The sequence below is a fragment of the Bradyrhizobium sp. BR13661 genome, from assembly GCF_029892425.1.
In the GTDB taxonomy this organism is placed as follows: Bacteria; Pseudomonadota; Alphaproteobacteria; order Rhizobiales; family Xanthobacteraceae; genus Bradyrhizobium.
The window spans coordinates 1-14,729 of the sequence record NZ_JARXWB010000060.1 but is presented as its reverse complement, the minus strand read 5'-3'; the positions used below and the strand labels follow the sequence as shown (position 1 = coordinate 14,729).

General features: G+C 57.8%; 13 protein-coding genes and 1 pseudogene. 9 read left to right on the top strand and 5 right to left on the bottom strand.

What is annotated here, in order from left to right; all coding sequences use genetic code 11:
* Positions 1 to 93 (top strand): annotated as a pseudogene (locus M2427_RS42205) (IS21-like element helper ATPase IstB); the annotation flags it as partial.
* A gap of 137 nt (positions 94 to 230) precedes the next feature.
* On the opposite strand, the gene M2427_RS41420 reads toward M2427_RS42205, so the two are convergent.
* Both M2427_RS41420 and M2427_RS41415 read right to left on the bottom strand, forming a co-directional pair.
* Positions 231 to 2,021, bottom strand: a complete 1,791-nt coding sequence (locus M2427_RS41420; protein ID WP_280712475.1) for a phospholipase D-like domain-containing protein — start codon at positions 2,019 to 2,021, stop codon at positions 231 to 233.
* Positions 2,018 to 5,587, bottom strand: a complete 3,570-nt coding sequence (locus M2427_RS41415) for an ATP-binding protein (protein ID WP_280712474.1) — start codon at positions 5,585 to 5,587, stop codon at positions 2,018 to 2,020. The genes M2427_RS41420 and M2427_RS41415 overlap by 4 nt, the downstream gene beginning before the upstream one ends.
* A 435-nt stretch (positions 5,588 to 6,022) precedes the next feature.
* Here M2427_RS41415 and M2427_RS41410 point away from each other — a divergent pair, with 435 nt between their 5' ends.
* The 5 genes from M2427_RS41410 (at position 6,023) to M2427_RS41390 (ending at position 9,360) form a co-directional block, all read left to right on the top strand.
* Positions 6,023 to 6,589, top strand: coding sequence for a hypothetical protein (locus M2427_RS41410; protein ID WP_035680583.1), 567 nt, complete (start codon positions 6,023 to 6,025; stop codon positions 6,587 to 6,589).
* A complete protein-coding gene (locus tag M2427_RS41405; protein WP_280712473.1) occupies positions 6,586 to 7,287 on the top strand; it encodes a hypothetical protein in 702 nt (233 codons plus the stop codon). The genes M2427_RS41410 and M2427_RS41405 overlap by 4 nt, the downstream gene beginning before the upstream one ends.
* Position 7,288: 1 nt before the next feature.
* The gene (locus M2427_RS41400) at positions 7,289 to 8,023 is read left to right on the top strand and encodes a protein phosphatase 2C domain-containing protein (RefSeq protein ID WP_280712472.1); all 735 of its coding nucleotides are present in this window, start codon (positions 7,289 to 7,291) and stop codon (positions 8,021 to 8,023) included.
* 74 nt (positions 8,024 to 8,097) lie between these two features.
* A complete protein-coding gene (locus M2427_RS41395) occupies positions 8,098 to 8,637 on the top strand; it encodes a hypothetical protein (RefSeq protein WP_280712471.1) in 540 nt (179 codons plus the stop codon).
* A 39-nt stretch (positions 8,638 to 8,676) separates the two neighbouring features.
* Positions 8,677 to 9,360, top strand: coding sequence for an abortive infection system antitoxin AbiGi family protein (locus tag M2427_RS41390; protein ID WP_280712470.1), 684 nt, complete (start codon positions 8,677 to 8,679; stop codon positions 9,358 to 9,360).
* Here the strand turns inward: M2427_RS41390 and M2427_RS41385 are convergent.
* The 3 genes from M2427_RS41385 to M2427_RS41375 are packed head-to-tail and all read right to left on the bottom strand — an operon-like array spanning position 9,357 to position 11,825.
* On the bottom strand, positions 9,357 to 9,938 hold the full coding sequence (locus tag M2427_RS41385; RefSeq protein ID WP_280712469.1) for a hypothetical protein: 582 nt from the start codon (positions 9,936 to 9,938) through the stop codon (positions 9,357 to 9,359). The genes M2427_RS41390 and M2427_RS41385 overlap by 4 nt on opposite strands.
* A gap of 53 nt (positions 9,939 to 9,991) precedes the next feature.
* Positions 9,992 to 10,879, bottom strand: a complete 888-nt coding sequence (locus M2427_RS41380; RefSeq protein WP_280712468.1) for a nucleotidyltransferase — start codon at positions 10,877 to 10,879, stop codon at positions 9,992 to 9,994.
* A gap of 10 nt (positions 10,880 to 10,889) precedes the next feature.
* A complete protein-coding gene (locus M2427_RS41375) occupies positions 10,890 to 11,825 on the bottom strand; it encodes a patatin-like phospholipase family protein (RefSeq protein WP_280712467.1) in 936 nt (311 codons plus the stop codon).
* Between the two features lie 622 nt (positions 11,826 to 12,447).
* On the opposite strand from M2427_RS41375, the gene M2427_RS41370 reads away from it, so the two are divergent.
* From M2427_RS41370 to M2427_RS41360, 3 genes are all read left to right on the top strand, one after another.
* Entirely contained in the window at positions 12,448 to 12,639 is a 192-nt protein-coding gene (locus M2427_RS41370; RefSeq protein ID WP_280712466.1) for a hypothetical protein, read from the top strand.
* Between the two features lie 266 nt (positions 12,640 to 12,905).
* A complete protein-coding gene (locus M2427_RS41365) occupies positions 12,906 to 14,099 on the top strand; it encodes a DUF932 domain-containing protein (RefSeq protein WP_280712465.1) in 1,194 nt (397 codons plus the stop codon).
* A 171-nt stretch (positions 14,100 to 14,270) separates the two neighbouring features.
* Positions 14,271 to 14,669 (top strand): ParB/Srx family N-terminal domain-containing protein, encoded by a 399-nt coding sequence (locus tag M2427_RS41360; RefSeq protein WP_280712464.1) that lies wholly within the window; start codon positions 14,271 to 14,273, stop codon positions 14,667 to 14,669.
* Positions 14,670 to 14,729: the final 60 nt, after the last annotated feature.

Here is a 14,729-nt window from a genome sequence, read left to right as displayed (position 1 = left end):
AGCTCCGACGAGACGAGCGCTACCGCCAAACCCCGCCGCTCGAAGGGGTCAAAATTGGACGCCGATGAGGGGTCAAATTTGCAAGCCGATTGACACGCCAAGGCGCGATGTTCGGATTTGTGTTGCTCTAACGGTTCAATCTCATTCGTTCCGGAATGGCACATGGGCTGCATTTTTTGAGTAAACTAGGCAACGATGCTGCACGGCAGACGCGGAGATGAATAATCGATTTAGTTTGCGTTTTTCGGATGTTCCAACTCGCGCAGTTCAGGAAGAATTGCCTCAAGACGGCTTGCCAACTCGTCGGCGATGCCTGGAGAATTGAGATGAACGCCGATATCGCCCCACGGGAAATCGGGGTCGGTCGCAGCCGAAGCCCAGTTGAGGCTGGTGATGACAATGTCGTCCTTGTCCCAAGCCGCGAATTTGCCGTGAAGCGGAGGTTTACGAGTTCTGCGCAGGATCAGGCCATTGCTGTCTGCTTCCTCCTCGAGCGCCTTGGTATGCCTATTTTTCAACGGTCCACTCGGCTGCGTATAGAGGACGATCGCCTTGACACCCTCTCGGCTGGCCGCTGTTTCACCTTGCATGATCGCGCCAGGGCGCGCGGTCGAACCGAGCCGATGACTTCCGACCAAAAAACGATGCGAAGCTCCGCTTGCGGTTCTGATCAGTTGATCGTGAGTTTCGCCAACAACGATGGACATCTTTGCCGAGCCCTGAGAGCCGGCGTGCCTTCGAAGATCGCGGGTCGTCACGGCCATCTCGGTCGCCATGTCATCGGCCAAGCCGCGACGCCCGACGAGCCGCTGAATGGAGAACGCAACGTCGGCGACAACGTGCTGGTTGCGAAGGATGACCGACAGCTCAACTGCCTGAAACGGCGACGACAGCCAATTACAAGAGCCGACTGCGGCGATCCACCCATCGTCGGCTGTGTCATACAAGATAACTTTGGCATGCGACCCAGTTGACTTCATCCGTACCGAAAAGCGGCCCTTCATGACCGGATCGTCACGTATGAATTTCGCGATGTCTGATGCCGCCGTGGAGTTCTTCGTTTCTGTTTCGTCGTCTTTCTCCGCTCCCCAAAGCAAGTCAAACTTCACGCCGCGGAGGCAGGCCACCCTGATTGGCTCGGCGAGAAGTTGAAACCGTTTTGCGTCCAGGAATGTCGAATGGATTATCATTCGTCGGTGGGCCTGACCCAGCATAGCCTCGAGACTTTCTCGATGCGCGGTACCGCCGATAATAATGTCCTTCGCATCGAAGTCGCAGACGTGGCTCACGGGCTCGCTGTCGAGCGTCTCGCGGGGACCGCTGTAAATCACCGGAACATGTGTAGTGCCGGGCGGCAATGCCGCAGCCTCGGCAACAAGTTTGCGCAGGGCAGGGCCGGCCGACTGGGGAAGTCCCTGTGCCTCGCCGTCGATGACGCGCAGCACCATGAATTCATCATCACGCAGAGTCGCCGTTCTGCCGTCGACCAAAGCGACCTGCTCATCCCAACCCCGTGCCGCAATTTCGGAAAGACGGTTCAAATTGGCTTGATGGGACATCGACGGACCGCCCCCCTCGACGAAGATCGTCCGGACCTCTGCCCCAACCTGCCGCTCTTGATCAAGTCGAAACGCCGACAACAGCCGCGGCACTTGTCGCGTTGGAAAGAAGTTACCCGTAGCCCATTCGATCACGAAGCTTACACGTCTCGCGACCCGCTTCGGAAAATACGGGAGGGGATGTCCGCCGCTGACGGCCTTGAAGCCATAATCGCTCGCGCGAAATGCGACGGTGCCATCTTTGGGCGTAACTTCAACGAGGCGGAAACGCATCAGGCGGGCAATCGACGCCACAATAATCTGGCGTGGAAGATCAGTCTCAAACGACAGGTCCGCAACGGTCTTTGATTGCCGTGTGATTGCCCACAAAACCGCTTCTTCTACCACACTCCATGCTCGGCCGCGGTCGATGCCGACCCTGCACCCCACACGAAATACAGGAACGGCGATTACGACCGTCATGGGCGAGCCTTCAAAATGGAAGGCGCTACAATGCTTGCAAGCGGCGAATGTCCGCGCTTGCGGGTGGCGAGATTCTCGATCGCTTCGACCATGATGGTTAGAAAAGAAAGGTCGTGTTCCTCAGCGTCCGGGTTGACCCCGCGTACAGCCTCGCGCAAAAAAGCGAGGCTGCCGACGACGATCAATTGAGTCTTTGCGCGGCTAAACGCCACATTCATCCGACGTCGGTCCCGCAAAAACCCCAGCGCCCCGGCGCCAGTCCGCCCGCTATTTCGGACCAGAGATAAAATAACAACGTCGGCTTCGCTGCCTTGAAATGAGTCGACCGTGCCGACGAAGGCGCTATTGCTTCGCACCGGCGAAAACCCTTCAAGGTGTGCCAGTTCGTTCGTCCGGTGTGCGGCAAGTCCGTCGCGGAGCTTGTCCACCTGCGCCTTATACGGTGACAGAACGGCGAGGCTGGGCTTCTTGTTGCTGCGCCGAGGCCGCAGCCCTCTGAGGACATCGATGACGGCCGACACTTCCGCTGGGTTATGCCATTGAGGTCGCCCGCGCTCGGCGCCGAAGCCATGACTGGTCGAACTGACGTGCGGAAAGTCCACGACCACGACCGGCGACTTCGGCATTGCGCCAAGATGGATAATAGGCGGTTCTTCTGTTTCAGCGGCAAGTTTGCGGCCAGATTCAGTTTCCAGGCGACCGCCGTAAAAAGCTTTGGAAACGATTTCGGCAATGGCGGGGTCCATGCGGCGCTGCTCGGTCAACGTCGCAGCCAGCGAGCGATGATTGGGATTGGAGGCAGCGCGCCGCTCATCTTCCTCGACAACCGTCCGGAACGGCTCGAGCACGCGCAACGCCGTTCCGGCTATCTCGCGCAGCGCAATATGATCGGCTTTCAGGGGCTCGAGCTCATCGAGTTCTCCCTCCCGCATCAGGGGTCCTACAAGCTGTTCGGCAAGCCCGAGCGCCTCGACCACGAGGCTGTGGTCGCTGAGAATTTTCACAAGGCGGTCTGCCTCAAATGGTGGAAGTTGGTAATGATCACCGATGAGCAGTCGGCGCCCGGAAAGCATCAGCGGCCCGATCAATTCCGGGCCTGTCGCCTTGGCCGCCTCCTCGACGATCACCCAATCGAATTGCTCGCGTGCTTCAACGAGACGCTCAATATCTGGCGAATTTGCAGTCGATATCACGACATTCGCGGCATCCAGCACCAAATGCGAAACCGCGCCTAGGCTGGAGCGCTCCTGGCGATCGACCATATCCTTGGCGTGTTCGAGGCGACCAGCCGCTTGCTTTAGCGCGGTGGCGCGGGTTCGGATCGACGACGGGAGATCGCCCATGATACGACTGTTTGCGAGGCGTTCGAGATATTCCAGTCCTGCCCGGTGAACTTCCTCGTCGCTGGTCGTCCGTTTCTCAGGGGTGGTCGAACGAATCACGAGCACGTCATTGAGCTTGGCTTTGGCGAGCGTCTCTTTGACTTTCTCCTGGAGATTGTCGAGGGCGTCGTGCCCCTGCGCGCTAATCAGCATTCGCGTCGCACCATCGGCAGCAAACCGACGCCGAACAATTTCAGTCGCAAGTTTGGTCTTGCCCACGCCAGGCGGACCGACGACGAAGAACGACGGCAACGTGGACCAAGAGCCAATCAGGGCCTCTCGCTTGGGCTTGTCGAGATCGAGGAAATGTTCATCGTTTCGCTCGGCATCTGTCAGAGTTTCGCGACTGGCACGCCTTACGCGCCAAGGATCAGCCAGCATCTCGGTGAGATCAACGCGCGTATCGAGTGCCTTGATGTTTCGCAATCGGCGGCCGATTACCTGTTCTGTACCAGTGTCGCGTTCGGTCCGCAGAAAAAGACGCTCGTCACTTGGCAGCTCTTCATCGATTTCAAATTGATAGCCGCGCAGTCCACGATGATCGACAACTTCGGCGAAGCTCGCGATGACATCACCGCTTCTGGATGCCCCCAAGCTTGCTGCTTGACTTAGTCGCCACTTTGCATCGGCATCGCGATGATCGTCCTCAAATAGCCGCTTCAGCGCTGCGGCACTTTCAGAAAGGCCGACCCGTTTTGCGATCTTGTCGCGATCGTTGTCCGGCTCAGCCCGAATGATCGCAAATCTCCGGCCCTCGCGGCGCCCTGTCTCTAGAACCTCGACAGGGTAGACATCTAGCGCCTTGGTAACGGCTTCAATAATCTGGACCAAAAGCAGGGCTCGTCGGATCGCGACGTTTTCGCTGATGGGTCCAGCGTCGCGAACCGGCCTCGCAAATGAGCTCCAGTCCAGTATGTCCGGCCCCAGCCGTCCGCGGAGCTCTTGTGCCGTTCGCGATGAGGTGGCAACCGTAATCGGCTGAACAATGGTGTGTTCGTCGTGCTCTCCAGGACTGAACACGTCATCTCGAACATCGACTCCTTGGCATACGGCTGTATCCCAAACGGGCGTACCTTCGTTGCGAAAAGCGCGTAGCCTGTAGATCATCGTGTCGGTAACGAGCCGCAACCAACTGGTCGCGGGGTCGAAATCGCGAGGAACGAGCAGCGTCGCGCCTTGATCGAGGTCCGCCCGGACCCAATCGAGTTGCCGGCGATATTCATCAACAGGAATGGCGCCAGACGTGATGGTATAGACCGCATCGCCCAGCTTCGACTGAGTGTCGAAAAAAAAGATAAACGTGCCGGCTCGCACCGATGACGCCCGCGATACGCTCGCAATCAAGTCGCTGATCGCACGGGCAATTGAATCCGCGTCGAGATGGTCCATTCGGGCAGGTGTAACCAGGCGGCGCAGCAAGACTCGCTCTGGAACATCTAACGTAATCAGCGATCCCGATTTTGGATATACTTCGCCGGTCTTCTGAATGACCGTCTCCAGGCAATCGGCGATCATCAGCCCGAACTCGCGCCAATCGTCGGCGAAGGAATAGCTCTCGGCCCGTTTGATTGCCGCAGCCGGTCCGAGTTTTGCCTGCGATTTCTCAGCCAGATCTGACGTCAGCCAGAGACTCCATTCGAATCCGCCGAGCTGGAAATCCGGCTCGTCCGTACCCTCAGTCATGACCACATCAGCATTGATGCGGCCGTGCACCAGGCTTTGCTTGTGGATGATGCCGAGTGCGACCACCAGCCGCGCGATGTTGCGCCAGAACAGAATTCTGAAGCGGGGAACATTGAGATTTCGCACCCAATGGGCGCGTGAAACTCGTTTTCGCTTCTCGCTCAATGGTTGGCCGACGCGCTCCAAAACAACGCCGAAATTCTCGTCGTCCTCTACGAATTCCAGAACGTCGACGATAACTTCGCGCGCCCCTGCATAGGACATGACCCGCTGCACCTGCCGCATCTCATGCAGCCAAAGCTGACGAAGATCCTCGTCAACCGGAGTTCCGGTCTTGCGCCATAGCTTCAGGCAACGCTCAGCACCCGAGAGCCGGTCCTCGACCTCGAACATCGCAGACCGGAGAGCTTCGCGATCGGCAGGCGCGACCGCGTCGCCGACGAAACTGAAGCGTGACTCCAGCGTCGGCTTCGCGCACCTGGAGTTCCTCCCGGTTGCCATTTGGAGGCGGTATCCGAATCAGAAGGTTAAATATTGTGAAGCATTACATATTCTTGTTTTGTTCGCAATTCGAGGGCTTGGCTGAGGGGGAGTTCGAGCGGTACCGACTAGATCAGGGTGAAGGTGCGGGATTCAGGTGAGACCGGAATGCCTACGCGCAGCTTATAATTGCGCGTATGGCTGTCGCCACCGCCCCCTGACGAGATCTGGGCAGCGGGGAGGGAATATGGTCCAAATGCCCAAGGCGACCTGACATCTGTCGTCCTGCTGGAGACCGAATTTTCGCGAAGCGTTGGTCTTTTTCTGATAAGAAATTGAAATTACATGGAATTATGAGGTTTCTCTTTCTGATTTGAGAAAGATTGTTTGACAGTCGGGCCGACCTTGTGGCTGACTGTCCTTAGTCCTAGGACAAGGGACAGGGGCTTATATCAGATGAAAAGCCAGGATGTCGTCATATTGCTCAAGCTCGTAAGCTTGGAGCGAGAAGAGCAGGAGGGGGGCCGGCATCCAAGGTCGGATGCGCACCGTGAAGACCCCTTTTCCGTTCGCGGCTTAGAAGCTTCCCTCGGAATCAGCAAGACGGAAGTCAATGCCTCGATCAACCGAAGCGTCTCTTCAGGCATTGCGGTCAAAGATAGCAATTCCGGCCGGCCAAAGCCCAACCGTCGCAACCTCTGCAATTTTATTGTCCACGGACTGAAGTTTGTTTTTCCGGCGAAGCCCGGTGCCATGACGCGAGGCGTCCCCACCGCCTTTGCAGCTCCCTCGTTGAAGAGTCTGCTGATCAGCGCGGGCGAATATATCTACGTCTGGCCATTTGCCAAAGGCAAAGCCCAGGGACAATCGCTGGAGCCTCTGTTCAAGAGCGTCCCTGAAGCCGTCCAGAAGGACGACCGTCTGTACGAATATCTAGCCCTTGTTGATGCCATTCGGATTGGAAATCAGAGAGAAACCGGGCTGGCCGTTGAGCGTATTTCAGAAAGGCTTTTGAAAAAATGACCAGCGTGAAGGGCCAATTGCTTGTTATGTTGGAAACCGTCGCCACGGCGCTGGGCGACGACCTGCGGGAGCGGCTGGTCTTTGTTGGTGGATGCACGACAGCTCTTTTCATTACCGATGAGATTACGCTCGAAGGCGTACGAGCAACGGACGATGTGGATCTGATCGTTGATCTCGTCGGACGTGCGCAATGGGCGCAACTGCAAGAGCAATTGCGGCAAAAGGGATTTGCGGAAGCTCCAGAGGACGATGTGATTTGCCGGATGAGGCTTGGCGACCTCAAGGTTGATTTTATGCCCGACGATGAAAGCATTCTTGGCTTTAGCAATCGCTGGTATGCCAAGGGCATTGAAACGGCGGTCAATCATCCTCTGACCGACACGATGACTATCAGACGCCTCACGCCAGAACTGTTTCTGGCGACAAAGTTGGCGGCGTATCTCGGTCGCGGGAACAATGATCTGTTGGGAAGCCGCGATATGGAGGACATTCTTCTCGTGGTCGATGGCCGGGAGGAGCTCGTCGCTGAAATTCAAGCCGCCGACGATGATGTTCGCCGCTACATTGCAGAACAGTTCAGAGCTTTATTGAAGCACGATGATTTTGATCATTTTCTGGCGGGCAATATCAATGGTCCGGAAGGGCGCGTCGATATTGTGCGTGAGCGCTTTGTCGCCATAAGCGAGAGCGACAGTTAAAATGAAAATGCAGCTCGATTGGCGCAGTCAGCGGGGAACAAAGACCGGAGACAATCGTGACTATGGCGGCGTCGGAATACGCCCCGATGGGGTGCTGTGCCTCGTCCTAGATGGGGCGACGTCAGGACCAAAGAGCGGCGAACTTGCCGGCCAGATCGCCCGTGATGTCATAGATTGGTACGTCGCTACGGCTGACGACGTAACGGCAGAGACCCTGACTGCACAATTGCGCAAAATTCATGGAAGCCTATCGAAGCAGTTTCCCCGGGATACGGCCAGCTATGTGATCGTGTGTCTCGCAGGAACCGGACCGGCACTCGTTCTACACGCCGGCGATTGTTTGCTGGGACGGCGGGTAGGAAAAAGTCCTCTCCAGTGGCTCATCAGGCCACACACGTTGGCCAATGTGATTGACGACATTCCAGTCGCGGCGATTGCAGAAAGTCACGTCAGGCACCGACTCACTCGGAGTTTCCGGGCCAGGGAGTTCATGCCTCCTAACGCCGCTGAAATCAAAGCGGAGCGGGGCAGCTCACTTATCGCTGCGACTGACGGGTTTTGGACAGAGCTTACTTCCGAAGAACAAGCCATGTTCATGCAGGGCCAGTTTCCCCCAATGATCGGCGAAGCTGACGACCGCAGCGTTCTTGCGATTGAGCTACTTGATAACGAGCAAGATATTGAATTCTGCTTCAACGAGGATAGATCGGAAAATTTTTACATAGGCAGGCCTTAGGCTCGATCTGAACCTCGGACTAAATGAAAGGCACACGTCTCTCAATATGGGTAATGGGCTTTGGGGAGGATTTCGTGAGCACCGATTTGGACGCCGCCTGTGCGAAGGTGGGTCGCTATCTTTACGAGTTCGCGCTTTTGGAACGCGAGATCAACGCGAGCATCGTGCAAATACTCGACCTTAAGAGCGACGCAGCGGATGTGGTGTCGCACAGCTTGGACTTCTTCAAGAAGGTCAACTTGCTCAAGATTGTCGCCAATGAGACGGCGCCGAAGGAAGACGTTAACGCGCTACAGAGCCTCTTCAACGACATAGCCAAGCTCAATGAAGGCCGCATCCTCATGGCTCACGCCGCGTTTGAGCCTGCAGCAAATGACGGCGTGCAATTTCGAGTAACCAGCGCGCGCGGTGGCGCGGTCAGGGTTCGCGACCCGCTGTGGGACAAGAAGCAGTTCGAAGACGCTTATGCGAAGCTTCAAAGCACGCGCGAGAAAGTGAAAAAGGTGCGACCGAGCCTGACCGTCACCATAAGCCCGGAAGGGAAGAGCGAGCTGCTTTCTGCCTACACCTACGGCTCATTGATGTCTGCCAACGTCGGCGGCAGCTACTACTGACCGCCCACCACACGCACATCAGAACAATTGGAGCAGCCCATGGCGTCCCCGTTCTTCGGAGAGAATAAATCAAACTGGACGGATATGTCCGACTACGTCGTGCACTTCGCGAAGGACTATGATCAGAAAAGTGCCTACGAAAACATGCTACGAATTTTGGGCAGCCGCGTCATCAAGGCCAGGAACCCGTTCGGTTTGGTGCGGGAAAAGGCACCGGATCCGAAATCGCAGCGTGTCGCCTGCTTCAGCGAGGTTCCGCTCCACCGCCTAACACGCTTGGCCGAAGCTCGGTCCGAGTATGGCATCGTATTCAGGAAGGATTTCGTCGTTCACAGAGGCGCCAATCCGATCATGTACGCGTACAAGGACCACGACGTGACGGCCGGGCTGAAGCAAATAGTGAAGAGCGCAAAAAAGGACCCGGATCATCCGATTTGGAGAATTACCCCCTTCGTCGACGCCCCGGGGAAGTACGGCAACAGCACCTATTTTTTCGAGTGGGAACGGGAATGGCGTAAGGCCGGCCACTTCGAGTTCTCCGAAGACGACGTCGCGTTCCTCATCATCCCCGAGAAACGGCACGAGGCTGCACGCGGATTCTTCGACAATGCGAAGGTCGAGAACCTCGGCCCCTGCTACGAATGCCCATTCATAGATCCTTTCTGGAACCGCAAGAAGATCAAGCCTCTCCTGCCCAAATGCGCCGAGGAGAACGAAGCTTAGTCTGCGGTGGGAGAAATAGGCTGACTCAAGTCGCGGAGGACCTGCGCCGCCCACTTCAGCAGACCTTCCAGCACCGGCACCAACTCGCGCAATTGCTCCGCATCAAGGACGCCGTAGAGCATGGCGTCGATGCCGTCGGGCAGCTCACCGTAGACCCTGCGGTAATCAATCGCGCTCTTCGTCATGAAGACATAAGCATCCTCTTCAGGGAAGTGTCGGACGATGAAGTGAGCAACAAGGTTTCGCGTGCGCCGGTATTTCTCTATCTCCTGCAGAGCGAACCTATTCGAGTCGGTCCAGATGGGGGATGATTGTATCGCTTCGGCGACCTGAGCCATCGTGAGCTTCTGCGCCTTTCCGGCCCAGGGCTCCTTGAACATGCCTTGCTTATCCATCGTCTCCGCCATGTAGCGCAGGATGAAATCGAAGGCGCTGTAGATATGGGTGATCTTTCCGAATAACGCATAGTCTTCGTCCGTCGGTTTGGCCCAGCCCAGCATTTGCTCGGGGCCGGTCTCCTCGACGATCTTGCGGAGAGCCAGCGTGCGCGGTGTTTCGGTTGAATCAGGTAATGCCATCGGACATCACTGGAAAGCAGCATGGTACACCGAGGGCCGAGCCGGGCAACCGGTCAACTCTCCCAGTATCTTTTCAGCGCGGCTGTAAAAGTGTTGAAGTTGGCCGTCGGCCAGCATACCAGAGAATTATCCCGAACGAGCCAGTGCAGGCCGCTCGCCGTTGTCAGCTTCGTCTTATCCGTCGTCACGAGCCAGTTGAAGCATGCCACCCAGGCTTGGGTGTAGGTCCCCGCGAACTTGTCCTTCGGCACGTTCCAAAGCATGCCTTCTATGAAGTAGGACGGAGCGATTCCTTCGGCGAGCAACCCGTTCTCGATCATGCGGTTCCGCATGTTCTTGAAGATGCGGACCATGTGCTTGAAGTTACCGGTCTCCTGGTGCTTGGCCGTACAGTTGTCGGAATGCTGCTTCGGAAAGTTCTCGATGCGCTGATTTCCGACATAGAACGCCATACCCTCGGCAAATTCTTCGCGCCCGATTCCATTGAAATTCCGGTAGCGGCGAAACTCTTGGCAGATGATGATGTCCGCGTTGCGCCGATTGCCGTTGCCGCGCACTTTGATCGCCTTCTTGCCGGAACTGTCGACGTCGTCTTTATAAAGGCCGTTGATCCATTTGAGTGCGTCCGTCTTGAAGTGGTGATAGCCGTACGCGGCGTCGGCACCATACGCCTTTGTGAAGGCTTGCTGCTTCTCCGCGGGCATCTCCGAAAGGTCGTGGTAGAACGCGCCGGTGTGCTTCAGTACAATATCGACATCGCTATCGGCCCACACGTTCGTGTCGTTGCCGTAGGACCCTTGCAGGCGGATTTCGACATTCTTCACCGGATACGGCGCATGTCCGTCCAGCAGCTTCTCCCGAATGGAATTGTATGTGGTGGTAAACTGGGCCGTCTTGCCTTGCTGCGACCACGTATCCAACTGACTTTCTGCAATCGCCACCACATCCTCCCTAGAGCAAGAAGTTTTTCAAATCGGATTCGACTTCGCGCGCGGAATCGCGGCCGCGGAGCCACAATGTGTTGAGCTTGTTGAGATCCACTTCGAGCATGTCGGTTGCGAGCTCGGGCTGCGTATACTTGTTGTGAATGCGGACGGTCTGGATCTCCCGGAAAAGCACTTTCCGCAATTGATCCATCGACTGCGTACTTATCTCCATCGTCTTTTGGAGAAAGACCATCGTCGGCAGCTTGCTTGCCCATTTCCGCACGCTCCACGTCGGCAGCTTCGGTGGCGGATATTCGCCAACCCCGATGCTAACGACACGAACGTCGGTGCGGGGGAAGCCAAGCGATTCGGTCGCATCCACTATCGCAAAGAGCGCCGGATTATTCGCCACGAAACCGCCGTCGCGCACCTCAATGCGCTCGCCGTGGCCGGTAAGGACAAATTTCTTCTCGAAGAATGGATAGGCCGAGCACGATCCGATGACCGCGTCAGCGATAGTGCAACCGAAGCCGGGTTCGAAGGTCCCTTTGCCCGAGAAAGCTTGCCGACGATTCGTCTTGAAGATCATAGGTCGTTCTTCCAGCCAGCGCGTACCGACGATGCCGATATCGGTCTTAAACGCATCGAACTTGAGGTCACCGAAGACATCGGCAGCAAGCTCCTCGAGCGCCGCCGTCTTTGAACTTGGCAACCAGGCCGCCATGACCTTCACGACGTGGTCGCGATACAACGTCTGGATCTCGTCGACGGATTTTCCGAGACCGAGCAGCGCAGCGATAATGGCGCCGGTACTCGTGCCGTAGATCAGGTCGAATTTCTCGAAGAGCGGGCAGCCGGCCAGGGCCTCAATCTCTTTGAGGGCGCCAAGCGTATAAAATCCCTTCGCGCCCCCGCCATCTAGGCTCAGGACTCGACAAAGTACCTGCGCCGGTTCACTCACCCCGCTCTCTCCGACTCCAGACAATTAACGATCATAGCACACCATTCCTTCTTTATTCTGTGGGCGTGTCCTTGACGCTCCTTCGGCAATCGATCTCAAACAAAGAGGCCCGAAAGGGTAGAACGCGGACGTCTAACCCGCGAGTTCGGCTCCCTCAGCCCCACATATTCCGTAGTCCGTGACTTCACGTCGAGCGCCCGGCGGCGCCGGCCGCTTGAGGTCTCGGCCAATACCGGCCCTGGAGATGTTTCGTGATAGTGTTCGAACCAAGCGCCTGCGCTGCGCATAGACATGCCGATCCCCAAGGCTGCGCTGGCCGTGGGTGAAAACCGCCTCGGGATTTTGAACTCATTGCGTGGATACATTGCTGGCGATGTAGCGCGCCGTCGCTGTTTCTTCGTTTTTCGCCATGGCCCGCTCCTCTACAACGCACTCAGATCGTCCGGCACTCCGACCCGCTGTTCGGATGATGCAAACGCACATCCTTGAACGCGCCTTCCCTTGGCGAATCGAAGCTTCAGCAACTAGGAGCGGCAAATCAACATCGGAGTAAGCTGGCGCAATTTGTGCGACTCACGCTAAACAGTCGCCGTCGCCTCTTCACTGCGCAAGATGGAATAAGATGGCTATTGTTTCCCGTGAATTGCCGGCTTCAGGTTATGCGGTCCAAATCGACGGCCGACTCAAGGCCGAATTTGCGACGAGGGACGGTGCTAGGACTGGCGCGGAAGAGCTGAAGAAGCGTTTTCCCATGCTCAAGATCAGAATCTATGACGCGCAAACACAGACTCGCGAGGACGTCGAGCTATCATGAGTCCGGCACCAGCACGCTCATAGCGTGCTTTTCGCGAGGCAGGGCCGTCTCCCTGCGGGCCCGGGCTGTCGGCCGCCGCTGAAACCCCAGCTTCGCCGGGTTTTCACCCTTCGGGCTTCCATCCCTGACGGAAGCTGCGGCGGGAGCGGAGACGCATTGGCGCCGGCGATCGAGGGTGCAGCAGAGGCAGAGTGGGGCTGCGCCCGCTGTGACGGGTTGAGGGCCGGAGGAGAGTCTTCCGGCGCCCGTCATGGAGATTACCCCCCATGAATATGCAGATTCTCGATTCCCGCGGCGACGCCAGTGGCGGTTACAGAGTGGATGTGAACCGCGGCGAGCGCGTCGGTCGGGTATCCTCCGAGTGGTTCTCCCGTCCCGCGGATGAGCGCTTTTTGTCGCTCAACGAACTAGCCCGGTCGGTGCGCTATCGCGCAGACAGCAGCCGGACGCGCGTCGTCGAAAGCGCGCTGATCCATGTGGAGTCGAACCGCGCCGACCCCGAGCGCTTGGCGCTGATGCTACCCGGCTCTGACACCTCGGTCGCGCCGACCCATTGGAGCTTCGGCCAGCTTGCAAGCCAGGTTGGCGCTCCCGCCGCTTACTTGCGGCAGCTCCCCGCGGCGCTCGCAGGGATCAATCTGCAGTATGGCCTCACCAGTAATCGCGCCGAACAGATCAAAACGCTCGAGACCGACGACGGTCGCGTTGAGCTCCGCGCCGTCACCAGCCCGGACTATGGCCGGATATTTGACCATGAGCTGGTTGAGGCCGTGCAGCGCATCGCCGGCAACGGCATAGGCGATACGCGGTGGAAAGTGCCGGGCGTGCTCGACTGGTCGACCGGGATCTACAATCCCCGTGTCGACATTTCCAAATACACGACGACCCTCTATGCATCCGACCGAGACGTTTTCCTTTTTCTGGTCGATGACCTGAACCCGATCGAAGCCGGCCGCCTCCGGGACGGTTCCCCCGACCTCTATTTTCGAGGCTTCTATTGCTGGAACTCGGAAGTGGGCGCCAAGACGCTCGGCATGGCGAGCTTCTATCTCCGTGCCGTCTGCCAAAATCGCAATCTGTGGGGCGTGGAAGATTTCGAGGAGATCATCATTCGCCACTCAAAATACGCAGCTTCCCGTTTTGCTCACGAGGCGGCCCCGGCGCTCCTGAATTTCGCGAACTCGTCACCCTTGCCCTTCGCCAACGGCATCAAGGCTGCCCGCGAGCGGATCGTGGCCCGCACCGACGAGGATCGCGCCGAGTTTCTGCGCCGCCGCGGCTTCTCGAAGGCCGAGACGCGCAACGTGATCGACACAGTGCTAGCGGAGGAAGGTCGCCTGCCTGAAAGCATCTTCGATTTCGTGCAAGGCATCACGGCGGTTGCGCGAGGCAAGACTCATCAGGACGCACGCCTTAATCTCGAGGCGCGCGCGAAGAAGCTGCTCGATCGCGCAGCCTGATACCCGGAAAGCGGGAGATGCGGAACGGCGTGTTACCGGCTTCGTGCCTTTCCGTCTTTCCTGATCGTCCGCTTGCGGCGCTGCCCTCAGAGTAAGAGGGTGGCGCTGCGCTTCGTGACGGGTTAGAGACCCAGAGAGAGACTTTGGGTTGCCCGTCGTGGAGTATCATCCATGGTTACTGCCGTTCAGAAGATCACCCTCTCACCTTCTCGCGACATTCCCTTCAACAAGCTGGTTCTCAGTCAGTCGAATGTCCGGCGCGTAAAGGCCGGCATCTCCATCGAGGAGCTGGCCGAGGATATCGCCCGGCGTACTTTGCTCCAGAGCCTCAACGTCCGGCCGGTCCTCGACGCCGCAGGCGCCGAGACCGGCATGTTCGAGATCCCGGCCGGCGGCCGGCGCTACCGTGCGCTGGAGCTGCTGGTGAAGCAGAAGCGCCTGGCCAAGACCGCGCCGGTGCCCTGTGTCGTGCGCGATCCGGCGACCGGCATTCTCGGCGAGGACGACTCGCTTGCCGAGAACGTTCAGCGCGAGCCGCTGTTAGGTTCTGTATCGCAACTGTCCTCTTAGAGTCGTAGGTCCGTCATGGGAATCGACGACATTAACGGGGCATTTCGAGGAAGGCACACA

Coding starts and splice junctions, on each gene's coding strand:
- M2427_RS41420 (WP_280712475.1), bottom strand. CDS start 2,021: ATGACGGTCGTAATCGCCGTTCCTGTATTTCGTGTGGGGTGCAGGGTC.
- M2427_RS41415 (WP_280712474.1), bottom strand. CDS start 5,587: ATGGCAACCGGGAGGAACTCCAGGTGCGCGAAGCCGACGCTGGAGTCA.
- M2427_RS41410 (WP_035680583.1), top strand. CDS start 6,023: ATGAAAAGCCAGGATGTCGTCATATTGCTCAAGCTCGTAAGCTTGGAG.
- M2427_RS41405 (WP_280712473.1), top strand. CDS start 6,586: ATGACCAGCGTGAAGGGCCAATTGCTTGTTATGTTGGAAACCGTCGCC.
- M2427_RS41400 (WP_280712472.1), top strand. CDS start 7,289: ATGAAAATGCAGCTCGATTGGCGCAGTCAGCGGGGAACAAAGACCGGA.
- M2427_RS41390 (WP_280712470.1), top strand. CDS start 8,677: ATGGCGTCCCCGTTCTTCGGAGAGAATAAATCAAACTGGACGGATATG.
- M2427_RS41385 (WP_280712469.1), bottom strand. CDS start 9,938: ATGGCATTACCTGATTCAACCGAAACACCGCGCACGCTGGCTCTCCGC.
- M2427_RS41370 (WP_280712466.1), top strand. CDS start 12,448: ATGGCTATTGTTTCCCGTGAATTGCCGGCTTCAGGTTATGCGGTCCAA.
- M2427_RS41365 (WP_280712465.1), top strand. CDS start 12,906: ATGAATATGCAGATTCTCGATTCCCGCGGCGACGCCAGTGGCGGTTAC.
- M2427_RS41360 (WP_280712464.1), top strand. CDS start 14,271: ATGGTTACTGCCGTTCAGAAGATCACCCTCTCACCTTCTCGCGACATT.